At 62.5% G+C, this 17,990-nt stretch carries 16 protein-coding genes; 12 read left to right on the top strand and 4 right to left on the bottom strand.

What is annotated here, in order from left to right:
• Positions 1-100: 100 nt before the first annotated feature.
• The 7 genes from Q0964_RS16150 to Q0964_RS16120 all read left to right on the top strand — a co-directional run bounded on the left by Q0964_RS16150 (position 101) and on the right by Q0964_RS16120 (position 6,806).
• Entirely contained in the window at positions 101-490 is a 390-nt protein-coding gene (locus tag Q0964_RS16150) for a hypothetical protein (RefSeq protein WP_299269615.1), read from the top strand.
• Positions 487-1,296, top strand: a complete 810-nt coding sequence (locus tag Q0964_RS16145) for an alpha/beta fold hydrolase (RefSeq protein WP_299269611.1) — start codon at positions 487-489, stop codon at positions 1,294-1,296. Before Q0964_RS16150 ends, Q0964_RS16145 begins: the two co-directional genes overlap by 4 nt.
• A gap of 54 nt (positions 1,297-1,350) precedes the next feature.
• The gene (locus Q0964_RS16140; protein WP_299269608.1) at positions 1,351-1,815 is read left to right on the top strand and encodes a VOC family protein; all 465 of its coding nucleotides are present in this window, start codon (positions 1,351-1,353) and stop codon (positions 1,813-1,815) included.
• A gap of 45 nt (positions 1,816-1,860) precedes the next feature.
• On the top strand, positions 1,861-3,396 hold the full coding sequence (locus Q0964_RS16135) for an AMP-binding protein (RefSeq protein WP_299269606.1): 1,536 nt from the start codon (positions 1,861-1,863) through the stop codon (positions 3,394-3,396).
• A 189-nt stretch (positions 3,397-3,585) separates the two neighbouring features.
• Positions 3,586-4,848, top strand: coding sequence for an ABC transporter substrate-binding protein (locus Q0964_RS16130; RefSeq protein ID WP_299269604.1), 1,263 nt, complete (start codon positions 3,586-3,588; stop codon positions 4,846-4,848).
• Positions 4,849-4,857: 9 nt separating this feature from the next.
• Positions 4,858-5,796, top strand: a complete 939-nt coding sequence (locus Q0964_RS16125; RefSeq protein WP_299269602.1) for a branched-chain amino acid ABC transporter permease — start codon at positions 4,858-4,860, stop codon at positions 5,794-5,796.
• Positions 5,793-6,806, top strand: coding sequence for a branched-chain amino acid ABC transporter permease (locus Q0964_RS16120; RefSeq protein ID WP_299269599.1), 1,014 nt, complete (start codon positions 5,793-5,795; stop codon positions 6,804-6,806). The genes Q0964_RS16125 and Q0964_RS16120 overlap by 4 nt, the downstream gene beginning before the upstream one ends.
• Before the next feature lie 43 nt (positions 6,807-6,849).
• Here Q0964_RS16120 and Q0964_RS16115 read toward each other — a convergent pair whose 3' ends face one another.
• Both Q0964_RS16115 and Q0964_RS16110 read right to left on the bottom strand, forming a co-directional pair.
• Positions 6,850-7,566, bottom strand: coding sequence for an ABC transporter ATP-binding protein (locus tag Q0964_RS16115; protein WP_299269596.1), 717 nt, complete (start codon positions 7,564-7,566; stop codon positions 6,850-6,852).
• The gene (locus Q0964_RS16110) at positions 7,563-8,309 is read right to left on the bottom strand and encodes an ABC transporter ATP-binding protein (RefSeq protein ID WP_299269594.1); all 747 of its coding nucleotides are present in this window, start codon (positions 8,307-8,309) and stop codon (positions 7,563-7,565) included. The genes Q0964_RS16115 and Q0964_RS16110 overlap by 4 nt, the downstream gene beginning before the upstream one ends.
• 143 nt (positions 8,310-8,452) lie before the next feature.
• Between Q0964_RS16110 and Q0964_RS16105 the strand changes: the two genes are divergently transcribed.
• Complete coding sequence (locus Q0964_RS16105) at positions 8,453-9,208, top strand: SDR family NAD(P)-dependent oxidoreductase (RefSeq protein WP_299269592.1); 756 nt, start codon at positions 8,453-8,455, stop codon at positions 9,206-9,208.
• 81 nt (positions 9,209-9,289) lie between these two features.
• Complete coding sequence (locus Q0964_RS16100) at positions 9,290-10,909, top strand: acetate--CoA ligase (RefSeq protein ID WP_299269589.1); 1,620 nt, start codon at positions 9,290-9,292, stop codon at positions 10,907-10,909.
• 231 nt (positions 10,910-11,140) lie between these two features.
• On the opposite strand, the gene lpdA is transcribed toward Q0964_RS16100, so the two are convergent.
• Entirely contained in the window at positions 11,141-12,550 is a 1,410-nt protein-coding gene (gene lpdA, locus Q0964_RS16095; protein WP_299269586.1) for a dihydrolipoyl dehydrogenase, read from the bottom strand.
• Between the two features lie 349 nt (positions 12,551-12,899).
• Between lpdA and Q0964_RS16090 the strand changes: the two genes are divergently transcribed.
• Both Q0964_RS16090 and Q0964_RS16085 read left to right on the top strand, forming a co-directional pair.
• Positions 12,900-13,655 (top strand): SDR family NAD(P)-dependent oxidoreductase, encoded by a 756-nt coding sequence (locus Q0964_RS16090; RefSeq protein ID WP_299269584.1) that lies wholly within the window; start codon positions 12,900-12,902, stop codon positions 13,653-13,655.
• Positions 13,656-13,903: 248 nt separating this feature from the next.
• Positions 13,904-15,076, top strand: a complete 1,173-nt coding sequence (locus tag Q0964_RS16085; protein ID WP_299269582.1) for an MFS transporter — start codon at positions 13,904-13,906, stop codon at positions 15,074-15,076.
• A gap of 53 nt (positions 15,077-15,129) precedes the next feature.
• Here the strand turns inward: Q0964_RS16085 and Q0964_RS18580 are convergent, their stop codons facing one another.
• A complete protein-coding gene (locus Q0964_RS18580; RefSeq protein ID WP_299269578.1) occupies positions 15,130-15,843 on the bottom strand; it encodes a MaoC family dehydratase in 714 nt (237 codons plus the stop codon).
• Between the two features lie 1,767 nt (positions 15,844-17,610).
• Here Q0964_RS18580 and Q0964_RS16075 point away from each other — a divergent pair.
• Positions 17,611-17,990: radical SAM protein (locus Q0964_RS16075; protein WP_349254480.1), on the top strand; the 380-nt coding region annotated here is incomplete at its 3' end.

The raw sequence follows: 17,990 nt of genomic DNA, 5'->3' as shown, positions 1-17,990 counted from the left end.
CCGTCCGCCGTGCCGAACTGAACGACCGAATCCGGCGCGCGGAATATATCTAGAGGTAGACGTAAGAATTAATTTGGTAGACGTTAACGTTCATGATGGTATGGAAATACCATCCAAAGACTGGGTCGACCAGATACAGGAGCAGTGCAACGACGACGACCAATTCAACGAGGCCGCCGAGTGGTCGGATGTCAACGTGGTGCTGGAGGCAGGTGAGGAGCGGTTCTGGCTGAAGTTGTACGGCGGCGAGATTATCGACACGATGCGGTACGAGCCAATGTCGAACCCCCTGGGGTACGACGTCGTGATTTCGGGCTCTGCGGAGGCGTGGCAGCAGGTTCACGACGCCGAGATGCCCTTTTGGAAGGCGTACAGTACGGGCGAGATAACCATCGACGGGAACCTGCTTGAGGCCAACCGGATGCACGAAGCAATCGTGCGGATGGCCGAGGTGACGGGCGAGACTCTCGTCGGGGAGGTCGAAGCATGAGTGAACTCACCGGACACTACGTGGACGTCGACGGAACGAGAATCTACTACGAGGAGACCGGCCAGGGACCACCGTTCTTCTGTATTCACACCGCAGGGGCCTGCTCGATAGAGTACTACGAGCTGTTGCCGCTCATCGCCGACGCCGGCTATCGAGCCATCGCGGTCGACCTTCCGGGACACGGGAAGTCCTACCCCGTCGACTGGGGGCCGTTCCGGCAGATGCGCGAGTACTCGGCGTTCACCTGGGACATCATACAGGAGGTCTGTGAGCAAGAGCCCATCGTCATGGGCTGTTCTATCGGCGGCAACATGGTGACCGACATGGCGTGTCACTACTCCGACGACATCGAGGCCGCACTCGCGCTCGAAGGGGCGGCACACACGCCGACGTTCCCCGACGTCAACACGTACGAACATCCCCACGCCTGTCCCGGTTGGCGGGACATCATGGAGCGGGCTGCCGAGCAGTCGATGTACCGTCCCGTCTCCGAGGAGAAAGTCACGGAGACGCGGTGGATGCACCGGTACGCGCCGCAGGAGGTCGCTACGGGCGACCTGGAGTGCTGGGTCAACCACGACGTCCGAGACAAACTGAGCGACATCTCGTGCCCGTTCATGTTGTTCAAAGGGGAGGCCGACTACTACGTTCCCGACGACGTCATGGAGAGCACCATAGCGGACGTCCCCGACGAACACGGCGAGTTCATCGTCGGCGACGAGATGGGCCACTACCCGATGTTCGAGGACCCCGAGAGCCTCGCCGACATCAGCCTCGACTTCCTCGCGCGCAACGGAGTCGCTTGAGACCGAATCCAGGAGGATAGTTTCAAGACCCTCCGTTTCGTTGCTGCGTCTGTCATGCAGGTTGTTGACATTGACCGAATCGTGGTCGCGACCGACGACGTGGAAGAGACGTCGGGGACGCTGTCGGAGCGCCTCGATATCGCGTTCGGTGACCGCCTGACGCTGACAACCGAGACGTCGGCCGGAGCGAACGAACTCCAGAGCGTCATCGACCGCAACGGTATCGGTCTGGACCTCATACAACCGGCCTCGGAAACAGGCGAGGACGCAGTTTCGGAGTTCGTCGAAAAAAACGGAACCGGCTTGTACGCTATTGCCTTCCAGGTCGCGGACCTGGCTGCGGCACAGGCAGAACTGGCCGAGGATGGCATCGACCCCGTCGGTGAAATCGCGGCCGGGGGGTTCACCGAGTATCTCTATCACCCCCGTGACTTCGACGGACTGTTCGTCTTCCTGGCCGAGTTCCCTCACGCCTACGAGACGAACTACCGACTTGACGCGCTCCGCGACAATGAATAAAACCTAACATAAACACTAAGCATCGGTCGAACACAGGGGTGACGTATGCAGCAATCGAACTTCGGCTACATCCTCCGTAAAAAGTCGTCCGGTCAGCCGGACGACGTCGCAATCGTCGAACAGGCGACCCGGAACGAGCACACGTACTCGGAACTCGAGAAGCGGTCCAACGCCGTCGCTCGTGAACTGGCCGCTCGCGGTGTGGAGAGCGGTGACCGGGTGTGCGGCCTGTTCCGTAACTCGGTCGAGTTCTTCGAGCTGTTCTTCGCGACGTGTAAGCTCGGAGTGGCTATCGCACCGTTCAACTACCGGCTCGCCACCGACGAACTGGCCTACCTACAGGGAGACGTCGACCCCGAACTGTTCGTCTACGAGGGCACCTTTGAGGAGACGGTCGCGGACCTTCCAACGGCGGACGTGGAGACAGTTCGAATCGGTGAGGCCGACGGTAAAACACGTGTCGACGCCGACGACTGGGCGACGTTCTACGACCGGGACGCCACCGAGGTGGCGGTGGCCGACGTGTTCGAGGACCCGGCAGTGATCCTGTACACGAGCGGGTCGACCGGGCGGCCGAAAGGCGTCCCGCTCTCGCACAAGAACCTGTTTTTCTCGTCGGTGAGCTACATCGTCGACACCGAACTCGATAGCGACGACGTGACCGTCACGTCGTCGCCGATTTTCCACGTCGGTGGACTCAACATCTTGACGCTGCCGGTGCTCCACACGGGCGGGACAGTCATTCTTCAGCAGCAGTTCGAACCCGAGGAGACCTGGGAAATAATGGCGAACTACGGCGTCACCAAGATGTTCGCCGTCCCAACGATGCTAAACACGATGACCGGTGTCGACGGCTGGCAGGACCACGACCTCGACGCGCTCGAACTCGTCATCGGCGGTGGCGAACCGGTGCCGAGCGAACTCAAGGAATCGTTCGACGAGGTCGGTGTGCCCTGTGTCGCGGCGTACGGGCTGACCGAGACCACCGACGGCTCGCTGTTCCTTCGACCCGAACACGCGATGGACAAGCCAGCGAAGTGTAACGGGCGGACGTTCACACACGTAGACGCGAAGATAGTCGACGAACACGGCGACGAGTGTCCACCTGGGGAGGCCGGTGAACTCCTGCACCGGGGACCGACCGTCGCGGACGGATATCTCGGTCGCCCGGAGGAGACTGCACAGGCCTGGGACGAGGACGGTTGGTTCTACACCGGCGACATCGCCGAGAAGGACCAGGAGGGATTCTACCACATCCACGGCCGGATGGACGACATGATAATCACCGGCGGGGAGAACGTCTATCCGGGCGAAGTCGAAGAAGCACTGTACTCACACGACGACGTAGACCAGGTCGTCGTCTTCGGGGAACCGGACGAGAAGTGGGGTGAAATCGTCAAGGCCGTCGTCACGACGGTCGACGGCCAACCCATCTCGGACGACGAACTGGACGCGTTCCTCGAGGACCGACTCGCGCGATTCAAACGTCCGAAAGAACTGGTGTTCACGGACTCGTTGCCCAAAAGCGGGACCGGAAAGATAGAGCGCCAGGCTATCGTCGACCGACACGGCAGCAACTGATCCCGCGCTCCGAACACGGCGGCTCCCGTTTCCGGTCGGCCCTGATAGCGGACCGATTGGGCGTCGGGGCTCTGACAGAGCGTTCCTCACCGCTCCCGATCCGAATTCGCGAACTCACTGGTGCATTTATAAGACGAACCTTATTTCTTCCATAATTTATAAGTAACCTCTCGAATAAGCAGTCTACGGATGTCAAATAATACCAGTGGTAAAAGTGCGTCTCGACGGCAGTACCTGAAGTACGCCGCGGCCGGGTCTTCACTCACACTCGCCGGTTGTCTGACCGGAGGCGGTGATGGCAGTTCGGGAACCATCACGATCGGTGGCACGATTCCGACGAGTGGTCCGTACGGGAACATCGGGCAGAACCAGAAGAAGGCGGTCGAACTGGCCGTCACACACGCCAACGAGGACAACGACGCGGGCGAACGAGAGGTCGAGGTCGTGTTCCGCGACACGCAGACTGACACTCAGGAGGCGACGTCGGTCGCCCGCGAACTGTTGCGACAGGAGAACGCCGACTTCCTCGCGGGCAACTTTTCGAGCAGTGTCGCGCTGGCGATCGGTGAACTCGCCCAGCGTGAGGACGTCATCTACACGTGTGTCGGTGGCAGCAACGCCATCACGGGCGCCGAGTGCCGCTCGAACACGTTCAACGCTGGCAACAGTGCGGTTATGCAGACCAGCGGTGGGCTCCGCTACGTGCTGGAGCAGGGCCTCGGGGAGAGCGTCTACGAGATCAGCGCGGACTACTCGTGGGGGCAGTCGATCCAAAACTGGAACGAGACGCAGATCGTCCAGAACGCCGATGGCGTCGAATACCTGGGCAACAGCTTCGTCGAGTTCGGGGCGACCGACTACTCACAGGCGATCACGGACGCGCGAAACTCCGGGGCCGATATCATCAGCTTCAATCTGTTCGCGTCGAACCACGTTCAGAGCGCGCGACAGGCCAACGAGTTCGGCCTGTTCGAAGACCGCGTTTGCGTTTGGCCCGCGACAGGCATCGTCGAGGCCGAACAGATCGGCTCGGAGATTCTCAGCAAGAATAACTTTTACGCGAGCGCGCCGTGGTACTGGCAACACGGGGCCGGTGCAGCCAAGTCGTTCTCGGATGCGTTCAAAAGTGAGTACGGTGACCGCCCACTCGGCTTTTCGGCGAGTATGTACGCGGGAATTCGCACCACGCTGCAGGCAATCGACGCCGCCGACGGAGCGGACCACGAGGCCGTCCGTGACGAAATGGAAGACCGTGAGCTGTTCCCGCAGCTGTGGGGCACCGGCGAACGGTTCCGGTCCTGTGACCATCGTGCGTCGATCGCGACGATGACCGTGCAGGGCCGGGACCCGTCCGAGGTCGACGGACAAAACTACTACGAGGTCATCAACGTCCCGGACGACCCCGCCGACGCGCACATGCGAACCTGTGACCAGACAGGCTGCTCGTTCTAATCTGAACTAATGCTTTCGTCAACACTCACCAGTGCACTCCCTGGAGTGGTGGAGACGCTGTCCGTGCCGCTGCAGGTCGATTACTACTCCGCGCAGCTGTTCAACGGCCTCGTGCTCGGAATGATTCTCGTTCTCATCTCGCTGGGTCTGACCATTATCTTCGGCCTGCTGGGAATTATCAACTTCGCGCACGGCGACACACTCCTCGTTGGGACCTACGTCTCTTGGACCGTGATCGACGCGACGGGGAGTTACTTCCTCGGGGTCGGGGGTGCTATCGTCGCGACGCTCGTACTCGGGATGTTACTCGAACGAACCCTGCTCAGATACACCTACGGCCGCTACGGCGCCTTGCTCCAGTTGCTACTGACCTTCGGCGTCGCCGAGTTACTCCGTGGCAGTGTCATCTTCGTCTGGGGACGAACCGGCAAAAACTTCTCCACGCCGGCGTGGGGCGACAGTGCGGTCGACCTCGTGCTGTTCAGCTATCCGCTGTACCGGGTGTTCGTCGTCGTCGCGGGCACCGTCCTCATCGCTGCGGTGTACCTGTTCCTGAACCGGACGGACCTGGGTCTCCTGATCCGCGCGGGGACACAGGACCGGGAGATGGTCGACATGCTCGGCATCGACGTCTCACGCCTCTACATGGTGGTGTTCGGCATCGGCGCTGCGCTGGCCGGCACGGCTGGCGCGCTCATCGGTCCGGTCAGAGGTGCGTTCCCCACGCTCGGTATCGAACTGCTGATTCCAGCGTTCGTCGTGGTCGTCGTCGGTGGCCTCGGTAGCTTCCGCGGGAGCATCGTCGCCGGTCTGCTGATCGGTCAGTTGCAGGTGATGACCGGTGTGTTCTACTCCGAGGCGGCACAGGCTATCGCGTTCGTCTTCATGGCAGTCGTGTTGCTAGTGCGCCCCGACGGCCTCTTCGGAGCGGAGGTGGCCGCAGAATGATTTCGGCAGTCGCGACCCGCGTGCGGTCGTTCTCCGACCGCGTGGGCGAGTTGCGACTCGCCTTCGTCGCCAGCCTGGCGCTCATCGCCATCCTCCCGGACCTGATGGGACCGTTTATCGCCTCCCATGTCATGGTCATGGCCATCTTCGCCATGGGCTACAACATCATTCTCGGGTTCGGTGGCGAACTCTCCTTTGGCCACGCAGCGTACTTCGGTCTCGGTGCGTACGGCGTCATTCTCTCGCTCGAACACCTGTTTTCGAGCCTCTACGTCGCGATTCCGGTCACGGTCGTCGCGGTCACGGCGCTGAGCGTCGTGTTCGGCTTCCTGAGTCTCCGCCGGCGCGGCATCTACTTCGCAATGATCACCCTCGCGCTGGCACAGCTCGTGTACGTAATCGTGTTCCAGTGGGCCGACCTGACCGGTGGGTCAAACGGTGCGTCGATCCCCATTACCGAGGCCCAAATCGGTCCACTGGCGCCGATGAACAACGAGCTACACTTTTTCTTCGTCGTCAGTGCGTTGTTTCTGCTGTTGTTTGCTCTGGTAGCCCGGGTCGTCCGTTCCCCGTTCGGACGGGTGCTGAAAGCGATTCGCGAGAGCGAAGAGCGGGCCCTACATCTGGGGTACGACGTCGACAAGTATCTGCTGTTGGCGTTTACCATGTCGGGCGCCATCTCGGCACTGGCCGGTGCGATCTACGCCGTGTTGTTCGTGTTCATCTCCCCGAGTCTCCTGTTCTGGCAGCTCTCCGGTGAAGTCGTCATCATGACTATCATCGGCGGGATCGGGACACTCACCGGACCGCTCGTCGGTTCAGTCGTGTTCATCTTCTTTTCGAACACGCTGACCCGAGTTACCGACCACTGGGAAATATTCTTCGGGCTCGTTATTATCACTATCGTCATGCTCGCACCGGAGGGTATCATCGGCCTCCTGCGAAACACGTTCCTCGACGAAAACGAGTCGTTCAGCATCAGGCGACTCATCGAACGACTGCGACCGTAATCAACTGCGTTGTTTTTGATTCGACGGCGAGTCTCGATCCGGGCTATCCGAGCGCCAGGTAACGGTCTTTGATCTCGTCGTCCTGCTTCAGTTCCTCACTCGGTCCGTCGACTCTGTTTTCGCCTTCGTCGATAATGTAAGCGTAGTCGCTGATATCGAAGGCGAGTTCGACGTTCTGCTCCACCAGTAGAACGGTGATGCCGTCACGGTTGATTCGGGTGAGGATGTCCCGAAGCTTCTCTACCAACGCCGGCATCAGTCCCTCGGTCGGTTCGTCGATGAGCAACATATCCGGATCGGACAACATCCCGCGTGCGATGGCGAGCATCTGCTGTTCACCGCCGCTCATCTGCCCCGCCTGCTGGGACTTTCGCTCTTCCAGCCGCGGGAAGTACTCGAACACCTGATCGGTCAACGAGGCTACCCTGTCGCCGGCAACGTCCTGTCCGAGATGCCCGAGTCGTAAGTTCTCCTCGACCGAGAGCTCCGGGAAGACCCGACGGTGCTCCGGAATGAGCGAGACACCGGCCTGTGAGGTCTGATGGGGGTCGTTGTCGGTGATGTCGACCCCGTCGAACCGAACAGTTCCGGACCGGGGATTCTGGACCCCCATTATCGAGCGTAGCGTGGTCGTTTTTCCTGCCCCGTTCCGACCGACGAGGGCACAGAGTGAGCCCTCGTCGACGGTCAACGAGACGTCGTGGAGGATGTGACTCTGGCCGTAGTAGGTGTCGACCCCCGTGAGTTCCAGTAGACTCATGTCGACCCCTCCAGGTACACCTGCCGAACCTCCTCGTTACGTTGCACCACCGAGGGTTCGTCGTCGGCTATCTTTCTGCCGTTGTACAGTACAATAATATTGTCGGCGACTTCGTTGACGACGTCCATCTTGTGTTCGATGAGAATTATCGGAAAATCGGACTGCAGTTCCCGGATAAGCTCGATGACTTCGGTGGTCTCCTCGGGGCTCATGCCGCTGGTCGGCTCGTCGAGCAGGAGGAATTTCGGGTCGGTTCCCAGCGTGACGGCGATTTCGAGGGTTCGTTGTTCCCCGTGGCTTAGATTCGCCGCGAGAGCGTCGGCCTTGCCTGTCAGACCGACGCGGTCGAGAATTTCCCGCGCCCGCTCGGATATCTTCGGGTCGGTCGGCTGCCAGAAATTGTACGACATCGAGTTCGACTGGACCGCGATGGCCACGTTTTCCAGCACACTCAACTCTTCGAACAGTTTCGTCACCTGATAGGACCTGATGATGCCGCGTCGGGCAATGCCGCTCGGATTCATTCCGGTGATGTCTTGACCCTCGAAGTGAACCGCACCGCTCGTCGGTTCTAACGACCCCGTGAGGAGATTAAAAAAGGTGGTTTTGCCTGCCCCGTTCGGACCAATAATCGCGTTCAGTTCCCCGTCGTGAAACTCGGCAGTAACGTCGTCGACGGCAGTGAGCCCCTCAAACTTCTTCGTGAGTCCGTCGACTCGTAATATGACATTTCTACTGGCCATCAGTACCATCATGGACAGACTCCCTGATAATAGTAGTTCCGCCCGACCCTCGGAGACAGGCCGCCGGTGGACGGGACACTCCCTCCCCTGACCGACTCCGAGGGGCGGAACCGTTTTGACGGTGCCCACAGTGATGTGCCGACATGGACCTCGAAAATCGAACGGTGCTCGTCACGGGCGGGAGTTCGGGACTCGGTCGGGCGACGGCGCTCCGCGCGGCGGCGGCGGGGGCGACGGTCGTCAACGCCGACCTCACTCAGGGGCCGCGTGACGACGGTGTGCCGACCGACGAACGCATCGAAGCGGCGGGTGGTGAGGCGCTGTACGTCGAGACGGACGTGACTGACCTCGAAGCCGTCCGGGCCGCCGTCGACGCGGCAGTCGACTCGTTCGGGGGTATCGACGGGTTCGTCAACAACGCCGGCCGGGCCGACTCGTACGCGCTGACCGACACCGACGCCACGAACTGGCAGCGGACGGTCGAACTCAACCTCACCGGCGTTTACCACGGCTGTCTCGCGGCCGTTGAACGAATGCTGGACGACGACGGGGGGGCTATTATCAACATCGGGAGCGTCTTCGGCGTCGCCGGCGCGCCCAACTCCGCGTCCTACAGCGCGGCCAAAGGCGGTGTCATCGCGCTGACCCGACAGATCGCCCGCGACTACGCCGCCCAGGGAATCCGCGTCAACGCCGTCTCACCCGGGTTCGTCGATACGTCGATGTTACGAGAGGATACACACGACGGCACCGTCGAGTTCGCACGGCGCGAGACACCGATGGACCGGGTCGGTACTCCCGACGAAGTGGCCGACGCAGTCGTCTTCCTGCTCAGCGACGGGGCCTCGTTCGTAACTGGGCAGAACCTCGTCGTCGACGGCGGGTACTCGATGTCCTGAGTCGCCGGAGTAAATTCGTTGATATGTCGTGAGAATGGCACGTCCCAGTACAGTAATTACTATGGCTGCTCTGGACCGGATATGGACATCAACCTGCAGCAGTACGACAGTTACGAGGAAGCCTACGAACAGTTCGAGTGGGACGTTCCCGAGTCGTTCAATATCGCCGAAGCCGTGTGTGGCCGCTGGGCGGACGCCGAGGACGGAAAACAGCGGGTCGCGCTTTTTTACGAACGCGTGGACGGCACCCGCGAAACCTACACGTTCTGGCAGGTTCAGCGCGTCGCGAACAGGGTATCGAACATGCTCGCGGACCGAGGCGTCGAGCGAGGGTCCCGCGTCGGTATCGTCCTGCCACAGCGGCCGGAGACGCTGTTCGCCAACCTCGGCGTGTTGCAGATGGGCGCGGTGTCGGTTCCACTCTCGGTTCTGTACGGGCGAGAGGGGCTCAGATACCGACTCGCTCACTCCCAGACCGAAGTCGCTATCGTCGACGAGGAGCGTGCGGACCTCGTGGCGGAACTTCGGTCAGAACTCGACCATCTGGAGACGGTGATCACCGTCGACGGTGCCGACGGCGTCGACGGCTACTCGTGGGAGCGAGAGACCGCCGCCGCCTCTCCGGACTTCGAGACCGTCGAAACCGGCGCGGACGACTCGGCGTACATCATCTACACCAGCGGGACGACTGGCAAACCCAAAGGCGCCCACCACGCCCATCGAAAGCTCCTGGGGTACATTCCAGGGTGGCAAATGATAAACGAGATGCCCGGCGACGGGGCGGTCCACTACACCCCGTCGGGGTGGTCGTGGGTCGGCGGACTGTTCGCCGTCGTGTGGGGAGCCTGGTTCCACGGTCAACCGGTCCTCGGGCACGGCGGGCAGTTCGACCCGGAGACCGTCTACGAGTTGCTGGAGCGCTACGGCGTGACTAACGCGTTGTTGACGGCTACGATGATTCGGATGATGGACGACATCGATTACACGCAGTACGACCTCGACCTGGAGGTCGTCCCGAGCGGTGGCGAGAAGGTGACGCCGGACATCTTCGAGTTCGTCGAGAACGAGTGGGACGCCGTCGTCAACGAAATCTACGGGCAGACGGAGTGTAACTTTCTGGTCGGGACAAACACGCAACTCATGGACGTCGACCGGGAGGCGTCGGGCAAACCCTGTCCGGGCCACGAAGTCGCCATCATCGACGCGGAGACCGGGGAACGCCGACCTCCGGGCGAGATCGGTCACATCGCAGTCAAACAACGGGACCCGTCGATGCTGCTCGATTACTGGGAGTCGCCGGAACTGACCGACGACCTGTTCCTCGGCGACTGGATGAAAACCGGTGATGCCGGCTCCCGCGACGAAGACGGCTTTATCTACTACGAGGGACGTGCGGACTCGGTCATCATCACCAGCGGGTACCGTGTCAGTCCGCTGGAAGTGGAGGAGTGTCTCCGTGAACACGACGCCGTCGACGATGCCGTGGTCGTCGGTGTCGACGACCAGGAACGTGGGACACTCGTCAAAGCGTTCGTCAAACCCGCGGCGGACGCCGAACGGTCGTCGTCTCTCGTCACGGAGATTCAGTCGTTCGTCAAAGAGCGCGAAGCCGCTTACAAGTACCCCCGAGACGTGGAGTTCGTCGAGGAATTCCCGACGACGGTCTCGGGGAAGATCAAACGTACCGAACTCACAGAGTAGCGCTACGGGGCCGAGAGGCACTCGACCGACCGAACCGCCTCGCTCCGCAACGCAGTCACGCCGGGTGGCGACGGCGCCGGGTGTTCCCGCACCTGCAGACGACGGACCCGTCCGTCCGACTCCTACGGGACGGACACGACCCGTGTAATCCTGCTCGCCACCGGTTCGTCGAGCAGCGTCTCTCGCGGACTTCGGCTCGGGGACGAGGACGAACGGCGCTTCGGCGGAGAACTACTGATTGGGGATGTGAATCGCTTCCTCGCGGGCGTTGGCGGCGGCCTCCATCACCGCTTCGGACAGTGTCGGGTGCGTGTGAATGGTTGCGACGAGGTCTTCGAGACGTGCGCCGACTTCGATGGCCAAGGTGACCTCACCGATCAACTCCGACGCTTCGGGGCCGACGATCTGTCCGCCGAGGACACGTTCGGTATCGGCATCGGCGACGAGACGAACGAAGCCGTCGGGCGCATTCAGAGTGAGTGACCGCCCGTTGGCCGAGAGCGGGAACTCGCCGACGATCGGCTCGTACCCCTCCTCGGTCGCGTCCGCCTCGGTGAGACCGGCCGTCGCGATCTCGGGGTCGGTGAAAACCACCGCTGGAACGACGCGGTAGTCGAACTGGGACGCTTCGCCTGCCACGTGGTCGGCGACGATCTCTCCCTGCCGTGACGCCCTGTGTGCCAACATCGGGTCGCCGGTGACATCTCCGACAGCGTAGATGTGGTCGTGGACGGTGCGCCCGTGGCGGTCGGTCTCGATGAAGCCGTCGTCGGTCGGGCGGATCTCCGTCGCACCCAGTTCCAGCGTGTCGGTGACCGGCTCGCGACCGGTCGCAACGAGCAACCGGTCAGCCTCGAATCGCGACGGACCGTCCTCGTCGGTCGTCGTGACTTCCACGCTGGCCTGCTTACGGACGAGTTCGTCCGCCGTCGCCCCGGTGTGAATGTCGACGCCCAGCGTCGCTGCACGTTCGACGACGACCGACGTTACCGCCTCGCCGTAGGCCGGTAACACACTGTCGAGCATCTCGAAGACGGTAACGTTCGTGCCCAATTTCTGGAACACGGTCGCGAGTTCCATCCCGATGTACCCGCCGCCGACCACCAGCATACTGTCGGGCAGCTCTTCGAGAGAGAACACGTCGGCCGAGGTCACGACACGGTCCCCGTCGGGCTCGAACCCTGGAATCGTCACGGGCCGACTGCCCGTCGCGATGACCGCTGACTCGAACTCGATGCTGTCCGGGCCGTCGCCTCCGTCGACGGCCACCTCGTGTGGCGACTCGAAGGTGGCCGTCCCAGAAACGAGCGTCACCCCGTTGGCCTCACAGAGCTGTTCTACACCGCCGGTCAACTGGTCGACGACGTCGTGCTGCCACGCCTGGAGCTGTTCGAAGTCGACCTCCACGGTCGCGTCGATCCCCATCTGCCCTGCGGCCTGCGGTTGGTGCACCAGGTCGGCCGCGCTCACGAGCGCTTTCGACGGGATACAGCCGCGGTTGAGGCACGCTCCCCCGTAGGCGTCACGCTCGACCATCGTCACGTCTCTGCCGTGCTGGCCGGCCCGGATCGCTGCGACGTAGCCACCGGGACCCGCGCCGATAATCAACAGATCGGTCGACGAACGCTGTGCTGCACACATTGTAGTTCGTAGGTAAACGGCCCTCGTGAATAACGATGGTGGAACCGGTTCCGAAGACCGACGGATACGGTCTCGTTCCGGACACCGGTCGGTACGTCGTGTCCCCGGACGGCCGACCCCGTAGGCCCGACTCCGTCGACCGGCGCGAGCAGCTAGCGTGTCTCGTAAAGAAGGGAGGAGCGAACCTGAAGTGCCGCTCCCGGTGCACAGGCACTGACCAGACCTGTGGTGAGTTGCTCGACTCTGTGCCCGTGCGTCTAACAAACCAGCAGCACGAGAATTATAGTTTTCCCCTCGGGAGTGGCCGGCGTTCCACAATGTTGATAAGCACCAGATTTGAGACACACGTATGGGACTCGATGCCTTCTCGCTGGACGGTCGTGTTGCTGTCGTGACCGGAGGGAGTCGCGGAATCGGCGAGGAAATCGCCGTCGCGATGGCGGAGGCTGGTGCGGACGTCGCGCCGGTCGCCCGGTCGGAAGACGCGCTCGAAGCAACCGCAGACCGTATCGAATCGACGGGCCAGAACGCGGCACCGTACCGGATCGACGTGACCGACGACGCGGCAATCGAAGCGATGTTCGAGGATATCGAGGCGTCACTCGGCACAGTCGACGTGCTGGTGAACAACGCCGGCACGAACCCGTTTTACGGGGACGCTCGGAAACTGGACATCGAAACGTGGCAGAAGATACTCGAGGTAAACGTCAGCGGCGCGTTTTACTGTGCTCAGGAGTTCGGACGTCGGGTCGATACTGGGTGTGTCATCAACGTCGCCAGCGTCGGGGGCGTGGTCGCGCTGCCGTACCAGCTGCCGTACACCGCATCGAAACACGCTATGGTCGGGATGACGAAGGGTCTCGCCGTCGAGTGGGCACCGGACATCCGCGTGAACGCGCTTGCGCCCGGCTACGTGAAAACCGAGTTCACTGCGGGCGTTCGTGAGAATCAGGATATCCACGACGACATCCTCGAAACCATCCCGGCCGACCGTTTCGCCGACCCCGAGGAGATTGCGAACATCGCCGTCTATCTGGCGAGCGACGCAGCAGCATACGTCACGGGCGAGACCCACGTCGCAGACGGGGGGATGGCCGCGGAGTGATACCAGAAGCACGAATACCCGCGCTACTCCCTCCTGTGACGGTGTCGGGGACCGCTCCCGGTCGTGGTCGAAACGCCGCCGATTACTCGGCCGTATCGCCGCTCGCTCGAACCCGTTTCGACCGTCGGCCGGGTGAGTGCGACGTACAACTGGTCCTCGGAGACAGCGCCCTACCGAACCGGATCGGATATTCCGGCGACCGTCCGGCCACCGACCGGGCGGCAGGGACGAACCATACTGAGTGAATCGTGACCGAACGAGACTTCCGGTCGGTACTTTTTCTCGCGTGTTTCCTCTCGTCGGTTGCGGCCAACGCGTACATCATCGCGCCAGCGAGTGTGGCGCCGCTGTTGCTCGACCAATTCGACGTCACCAGATCGGCGGCCGGCGTCGCCATCAGCGCAGCAGTGTTCGGGTTCGCGTTCGTTCAGCTGCCGAGTGGCTTCCTCATGGACCGGTACGACAACCGACGCATGATCATGATCGGAGCGGCCGTCTTCGGGCCAGCCGGGGTGGCAGGCGTCTTCGCGCCGTCGTACGAACTGTTCCTCGTGGGCCGGTTCGTCGCTGGACTCGCTGGAGGGACAGTGTTCGTTCTCGGGACCAACGTCGTGAGCCAGGTCTTCTCCGGCGCCCGGCAGGGACTCGTTCTCACCGTCTTCATCGCGAGTGCTCCCGTCGGGTTCGCTCTCAGTCAGTTCGCCGGCCCAGTGCTTGCCGCGCGGTTCGGGTGGGCAGCGAACTTCCTCGCTTACCCGCTGTTAGCCCTCCTCTCGATTCCACTCTTTGCCCTCTCGTGGTCGACGCCGGTTCGGGCCCCCGACCCAATCTCGTTCCCGGAATTCAAACGCGCGGTCGGGAACCGCTCGGTCCTGTTGGTCGGGATATCCGCGTTCTGCTCGTACATGTTCTACATTTTTTTCAACTCCTGGATGCCGACGTACGCGACAGAGTCCCTCCCGCTGACGCTCTCCGAGGCCGGTGCCATTACCTCGCTTTTACCCGCCGTTGGACTTCTCGCCCGTCCCGCCGGGGGACTCGTCTCCGATGCACTCGGCAACCGCCGCCGACCCGTCGTCGTAGCGTCACTGCTGTTTGCACTCCCCGGACTGGCGGTCATCAACTACTATCTGTCCCCGCTGTCCTTCGCCGTGACGATGCTCGGGGTGGGGTTCTCGATTCAGTTCGGGGCTGGGGTGTACTACGTCTACGCCCGCGAACTCGCACCGGAGGGGGCCAGCGGGACCAGCCTGTCGGTGTTTACCACCATCGCGTTCACCGGAACGCTCGTCTCACCGACCGTCGGCGGTTTGCTCATCGACGCGTTCTCCTGGACGGTCGCATTCGTGGCCTACGGCGGTATCGGCTGTCTCGGAGTTGTTCTGCTGGCTCTCGTCCCCGAATCGGACCCGGCGACCTGACTCGAACTCCACCGTCGACTCGCGGCTGCCGACCAGGAACCGAGTTACCGAACTCAAACCTCGCTGTGAGCCGCAGTCGCGACCAGCAACCTATGTTCGTCGACCAAAACTGTCTTTCCGTCCGTCGTAACCAGTTCGGCCGTTGCCCTCACTATCCCCCACTCTTCGTCTCTGTGCTCGGTTTCCGTGACGACGACCTCACCGTGGACCGTCTCGCCGGGCGAGACGGAGTCGAGATAGCGCACCTCGTCGTGGCCGTAGTTCATCGACAGTGCCGCGTCACCCGCGATCGCATCTACCACGAACCCATCGGCGATCGCCAGCAGGAGAGTCCCTTGGGCGACCACGTCGTCGACCAGCGGATGGGCGTCGGCGTACTCCCGGTCGACGTGGATCGGATCCGTAGCGCCCGTCGCCCCGGCGAACAGCCGCATATCGGCGTCGGTCACCGTCCGCCCGTCGGTTTCGTACTCCTCTCCGGTCTCGATTGCCTCGAAGACTCGCTGCTCGTTCATCACCTCTCCAGTCGCACGGACGGGTATAGAAGATTGTGCCCCGTCGACGCTCCGTCGGGCACCCCCTGACTCCTCGGTGTCCGCCGCCGCTGCGAGTACGTCGCACACAGCTACCAGCAGGGCGTCGAAGCCGTCCGAAGAGACCGCCACGAGACCAGGCGGTGTTCGGCCTGCGGAGCCATCCGTGAGGACAACCGCCACGGCGAGGGCTTCGAGCGTTGGGATTGCGGCGACCAGAACCACGCTGACCACGACGTCTTCAAAAACGCCGGACTCCGGTACCTCCGGCGTCCCCAGAAATCTTCGATTTCTGGTGTGTGAACGAGACGCGCCGCGTCTCGTCAACGTCGGCAAAACGCAGACCCCGGAGGCCCGTTGTAGACGTGCGCCTGAATCGCGGGACGGTGAACGCGAACGGAGAGTATGAACTTCTCGCCGCTGCGACGGCGTCGCGGGAGTCCACGCGAAACCCGACCCCTCAACAAGCGAGCGGAGCCGTTGCTCCCGACCGAAGCAGAGTAATAGTTCACCCGCCGATGTGCTGCTGTGGCTCTCTCTCCGCCGTCTCGTGCCCGTCAGCGAGAGCCCGTCCGACTGCCCGAACGACCCTCTCCGGTGTGTCAACGCTCCCGGCGCGACGGAGACTCCCGACGGCGGTTGGCCGAAACTCGAGTGACAACGCCGCCTATACGGGAGCTAGCACGCGGCCGATACCATCGTGGTCCCGTGTCACGACGATTCCCGCAGTCAGTGCCGCCCCTCCGCGGATACGCTGTGCGATGCCGGCGAGCTTTCCGTTCGCCGACAACGAGTGCGAACCGGGACAGAACGCACCCGGTGGTTCCCGCCGCGCTGGCTCGACGCCCAATGCATGGAGCGTTTGTGAGTTGAGCCACAGCTCGCTCGTACCACTCAGTTATGTTTCGTCGTTCGTCTTCGACTGGGACTGCTCGCGCGAACGCGACGGTGTTGCTAGTGTAAGTCACAGCGTACTCTCCGACGATTCGTTCACGCGCCTGGAACCCGCGTCTGTCGGCCGCAGTTTTTCCGTCCTCGCATCCATCGGCAGCGACGTCCCGTGGCCCGAAGACGACCTGCTTCGGCGGACGCCACACGCGTACCACCGGTTCGGAGGACGCAGCAGCGTCAGCTACCATACCGTCGGTCACGTCCCGGTCGGAGACACCGGCCGGCAGTTCCCCGCATATCAGATGCACGTGCCCGAGTAGCGGCCACTACCGACCCGTCGACCGCTCCCGTACGGTTTCGTCTCTCGAGTCATATCTCTAGGTCGTTCCGCCAGAGACCGGCTGCCCGGGGCGATAGCCACTCGCTACCGGCTTCACGGGCCATCCCCGACGGCCTGCCGTCGTACCCGTCCGCCGCCATCACATCGCTCGAACCCGATCGATGTCACAGAGGGTCGCCAGCGGCTTCTCGGTCACCCTCTCGTGGCGGGTCGGTGGAAGACGGGATTGCGAACCCAGGGACCAGTCGCGAACCAACACAATCCCGTCGACGGCAGCAGGAAACACAAACACCACGGTAAACGGCCGTGTTTCCAGAACCACCACCTCGTTGTTCGACCACAACTCGTGGTAAATATTTGTACCACGGCCCCGGCAGTGTTCGAGCCGAGACTGGCACAGTGCGACGAGGCCGTCTCTGTCCCCATCTCGACGGAACCGGGTCGGTCCCGTGACTCCGGAGCGACGATACACCAGTGCCGTGGCGTCCCGGTAACCACGTCAGCCTGTCACCCCGCTCCCGAATGCGGGCGCAGACCGAGACGGCTAAGCAGCCAGACGTACACGAAAATTCACCCCCGCACGGACAGCCTGTCGGCCGCCCCATCGTGAGTCTTCATGCCCGTCGATACCGTGACCCGAAAAACTCACTCAGACCGAACGAGTCTGCCAGAAACTGCATGGCTGGCCTCCCGCCGGCGGTACCCGGACGGCACCAACTCGACCGACCCCGAGGCCAATACTTATCCGTCACTGACTGTACCCATCGTGTATGAGCCGTACACGCAAGCCCGACTGGCTGAAGATGGCTCCACCGTCGGGCGAGCGGTTCACCGACATCAAGGAGACTCTGCGCGAGCACGACCTCAACACCGTCTGTGAGGAGGCCAACTGCCCGAATCTCGGGGAGTGCTGGAGCGGCCGGGACGGCCCCGGCACGGCGACGTTCATGCTCATGGGCGAGCGCTGTTCGCGGGGCTGTAACTTCTGTGACGTGCAAACGGGGGGACTGGAGCCACTCGACCCCGAGGAACCCGCACAGGTCGCCGACGCCGTCGCCGAGATCGGACTGGACTACGTCGTTCTCACCAGCGTCGACCGCGACGACCTGCCCGACCAGGGCGCGGGCCACTTCGCCGAGACGATCCGCGC

The organism is Halorientalis sp. (assembly GCF_028275115.1).
Classification (GTDB): Archaea; Halobacteriota; Halobacteria; order Halobacteriales; family Haloarculaceae; genus Halorientalis.
Note: the sequence above shows the minus strand (reverse complement) of the source record. Positions and strands in the feature narration are given on the sequence as shown.

Bases quoted from the DNA above. Each gene is read 5' to 3' on its own strand.
- Q0964_RS16150 (WP_299269615.1), top strand. From the start codon at position 101: ATGGAAATACCATCCAAAGACTGGGTCGACCAGATACAGGAGCAGTGC.
- Q0964_RS16145 (WP_299269611.1), top strand. From the start codon at position 487: ATGAGTGAACTCACCGGACACTACGTGGACGTCGACGGAACGAGAATC.
- Q0964_RS16140 (WP_299269608.1), top strand. From the start codon at position 1,351: ATGCAGGTTGTTGACATTGACCGAATCGTGGTCGCGACCGACGACGTG.
- Q0964_RS16135 (WP_299269606.1), top strand. From the start codon at position 1,861: ATGCAGCAATCGAACTTCGGCTACATCCTCCGTAAAAAGTCGTCCGGT.
- Q0964_RS16130 (WP_299269604.1), top strand. From the start codon at position 3,586: ATGTCAAATAATACCAGTGGTAAAAGTGCGTCTCGACGGCAGTACCTG.
- Q0964_RS16125 (WP_299269602.1), top strand. From the start codon at position 4,858: ATGCTTTCGTCAACACTCACCAGTGCACTCCCTGGAGTGGTGGAGACG.
- Q0964_RS16120 (WP_299269599.1), top strand. From the start codon at position 5,793: ATGATTTCGGCAGTCGCGACCCGCGTGCGGTCGTTCTCCGACCGCGTG.
- Q0964_RS16115 (WP_299269596.1), bottom strand. From the start codon at position 7,566: ATGAGTCTACTGGAACTCACGGGGGTCGACACCTACTACGGCCAGAGT.
- Q0964_RS16110 (WP_299269594.1), bottom strand. From the start codon at position 8,309: ATGGCCAGTAGAAATGTCATATTACGAGTCGACGGACTCACGAAGAAG.
- Q0964_RS16105 (WP_299269592.1), top strand. From the start codon at position 8,453: ATGGACCTCGAAAATCGAACGGTGCTCGTCACGGGCGGGAGTTCGGGA.
- Q0964_RS16100 (WP_299269589.1), top strand. From the start codon at position 9,290: ATGGACATCAACCTGCAGCAGTACGACAGTTACGAGGAAGCCTACGAA.
- lpdA (WP_299269586.1), bottom strand. From the start codon at position 12,550: ATGTGTGCAGCACAGCGTTCGTCGACCGATCTGTTGATTATCGGCGCG.
- Q0964_RS16090 (WP_299269584.1), top strand. From the start codon at position 12,900: ATGGGACTCGATGCCTTCTCGCTGGACGGTCGTGTTGCTGTCGTGACC.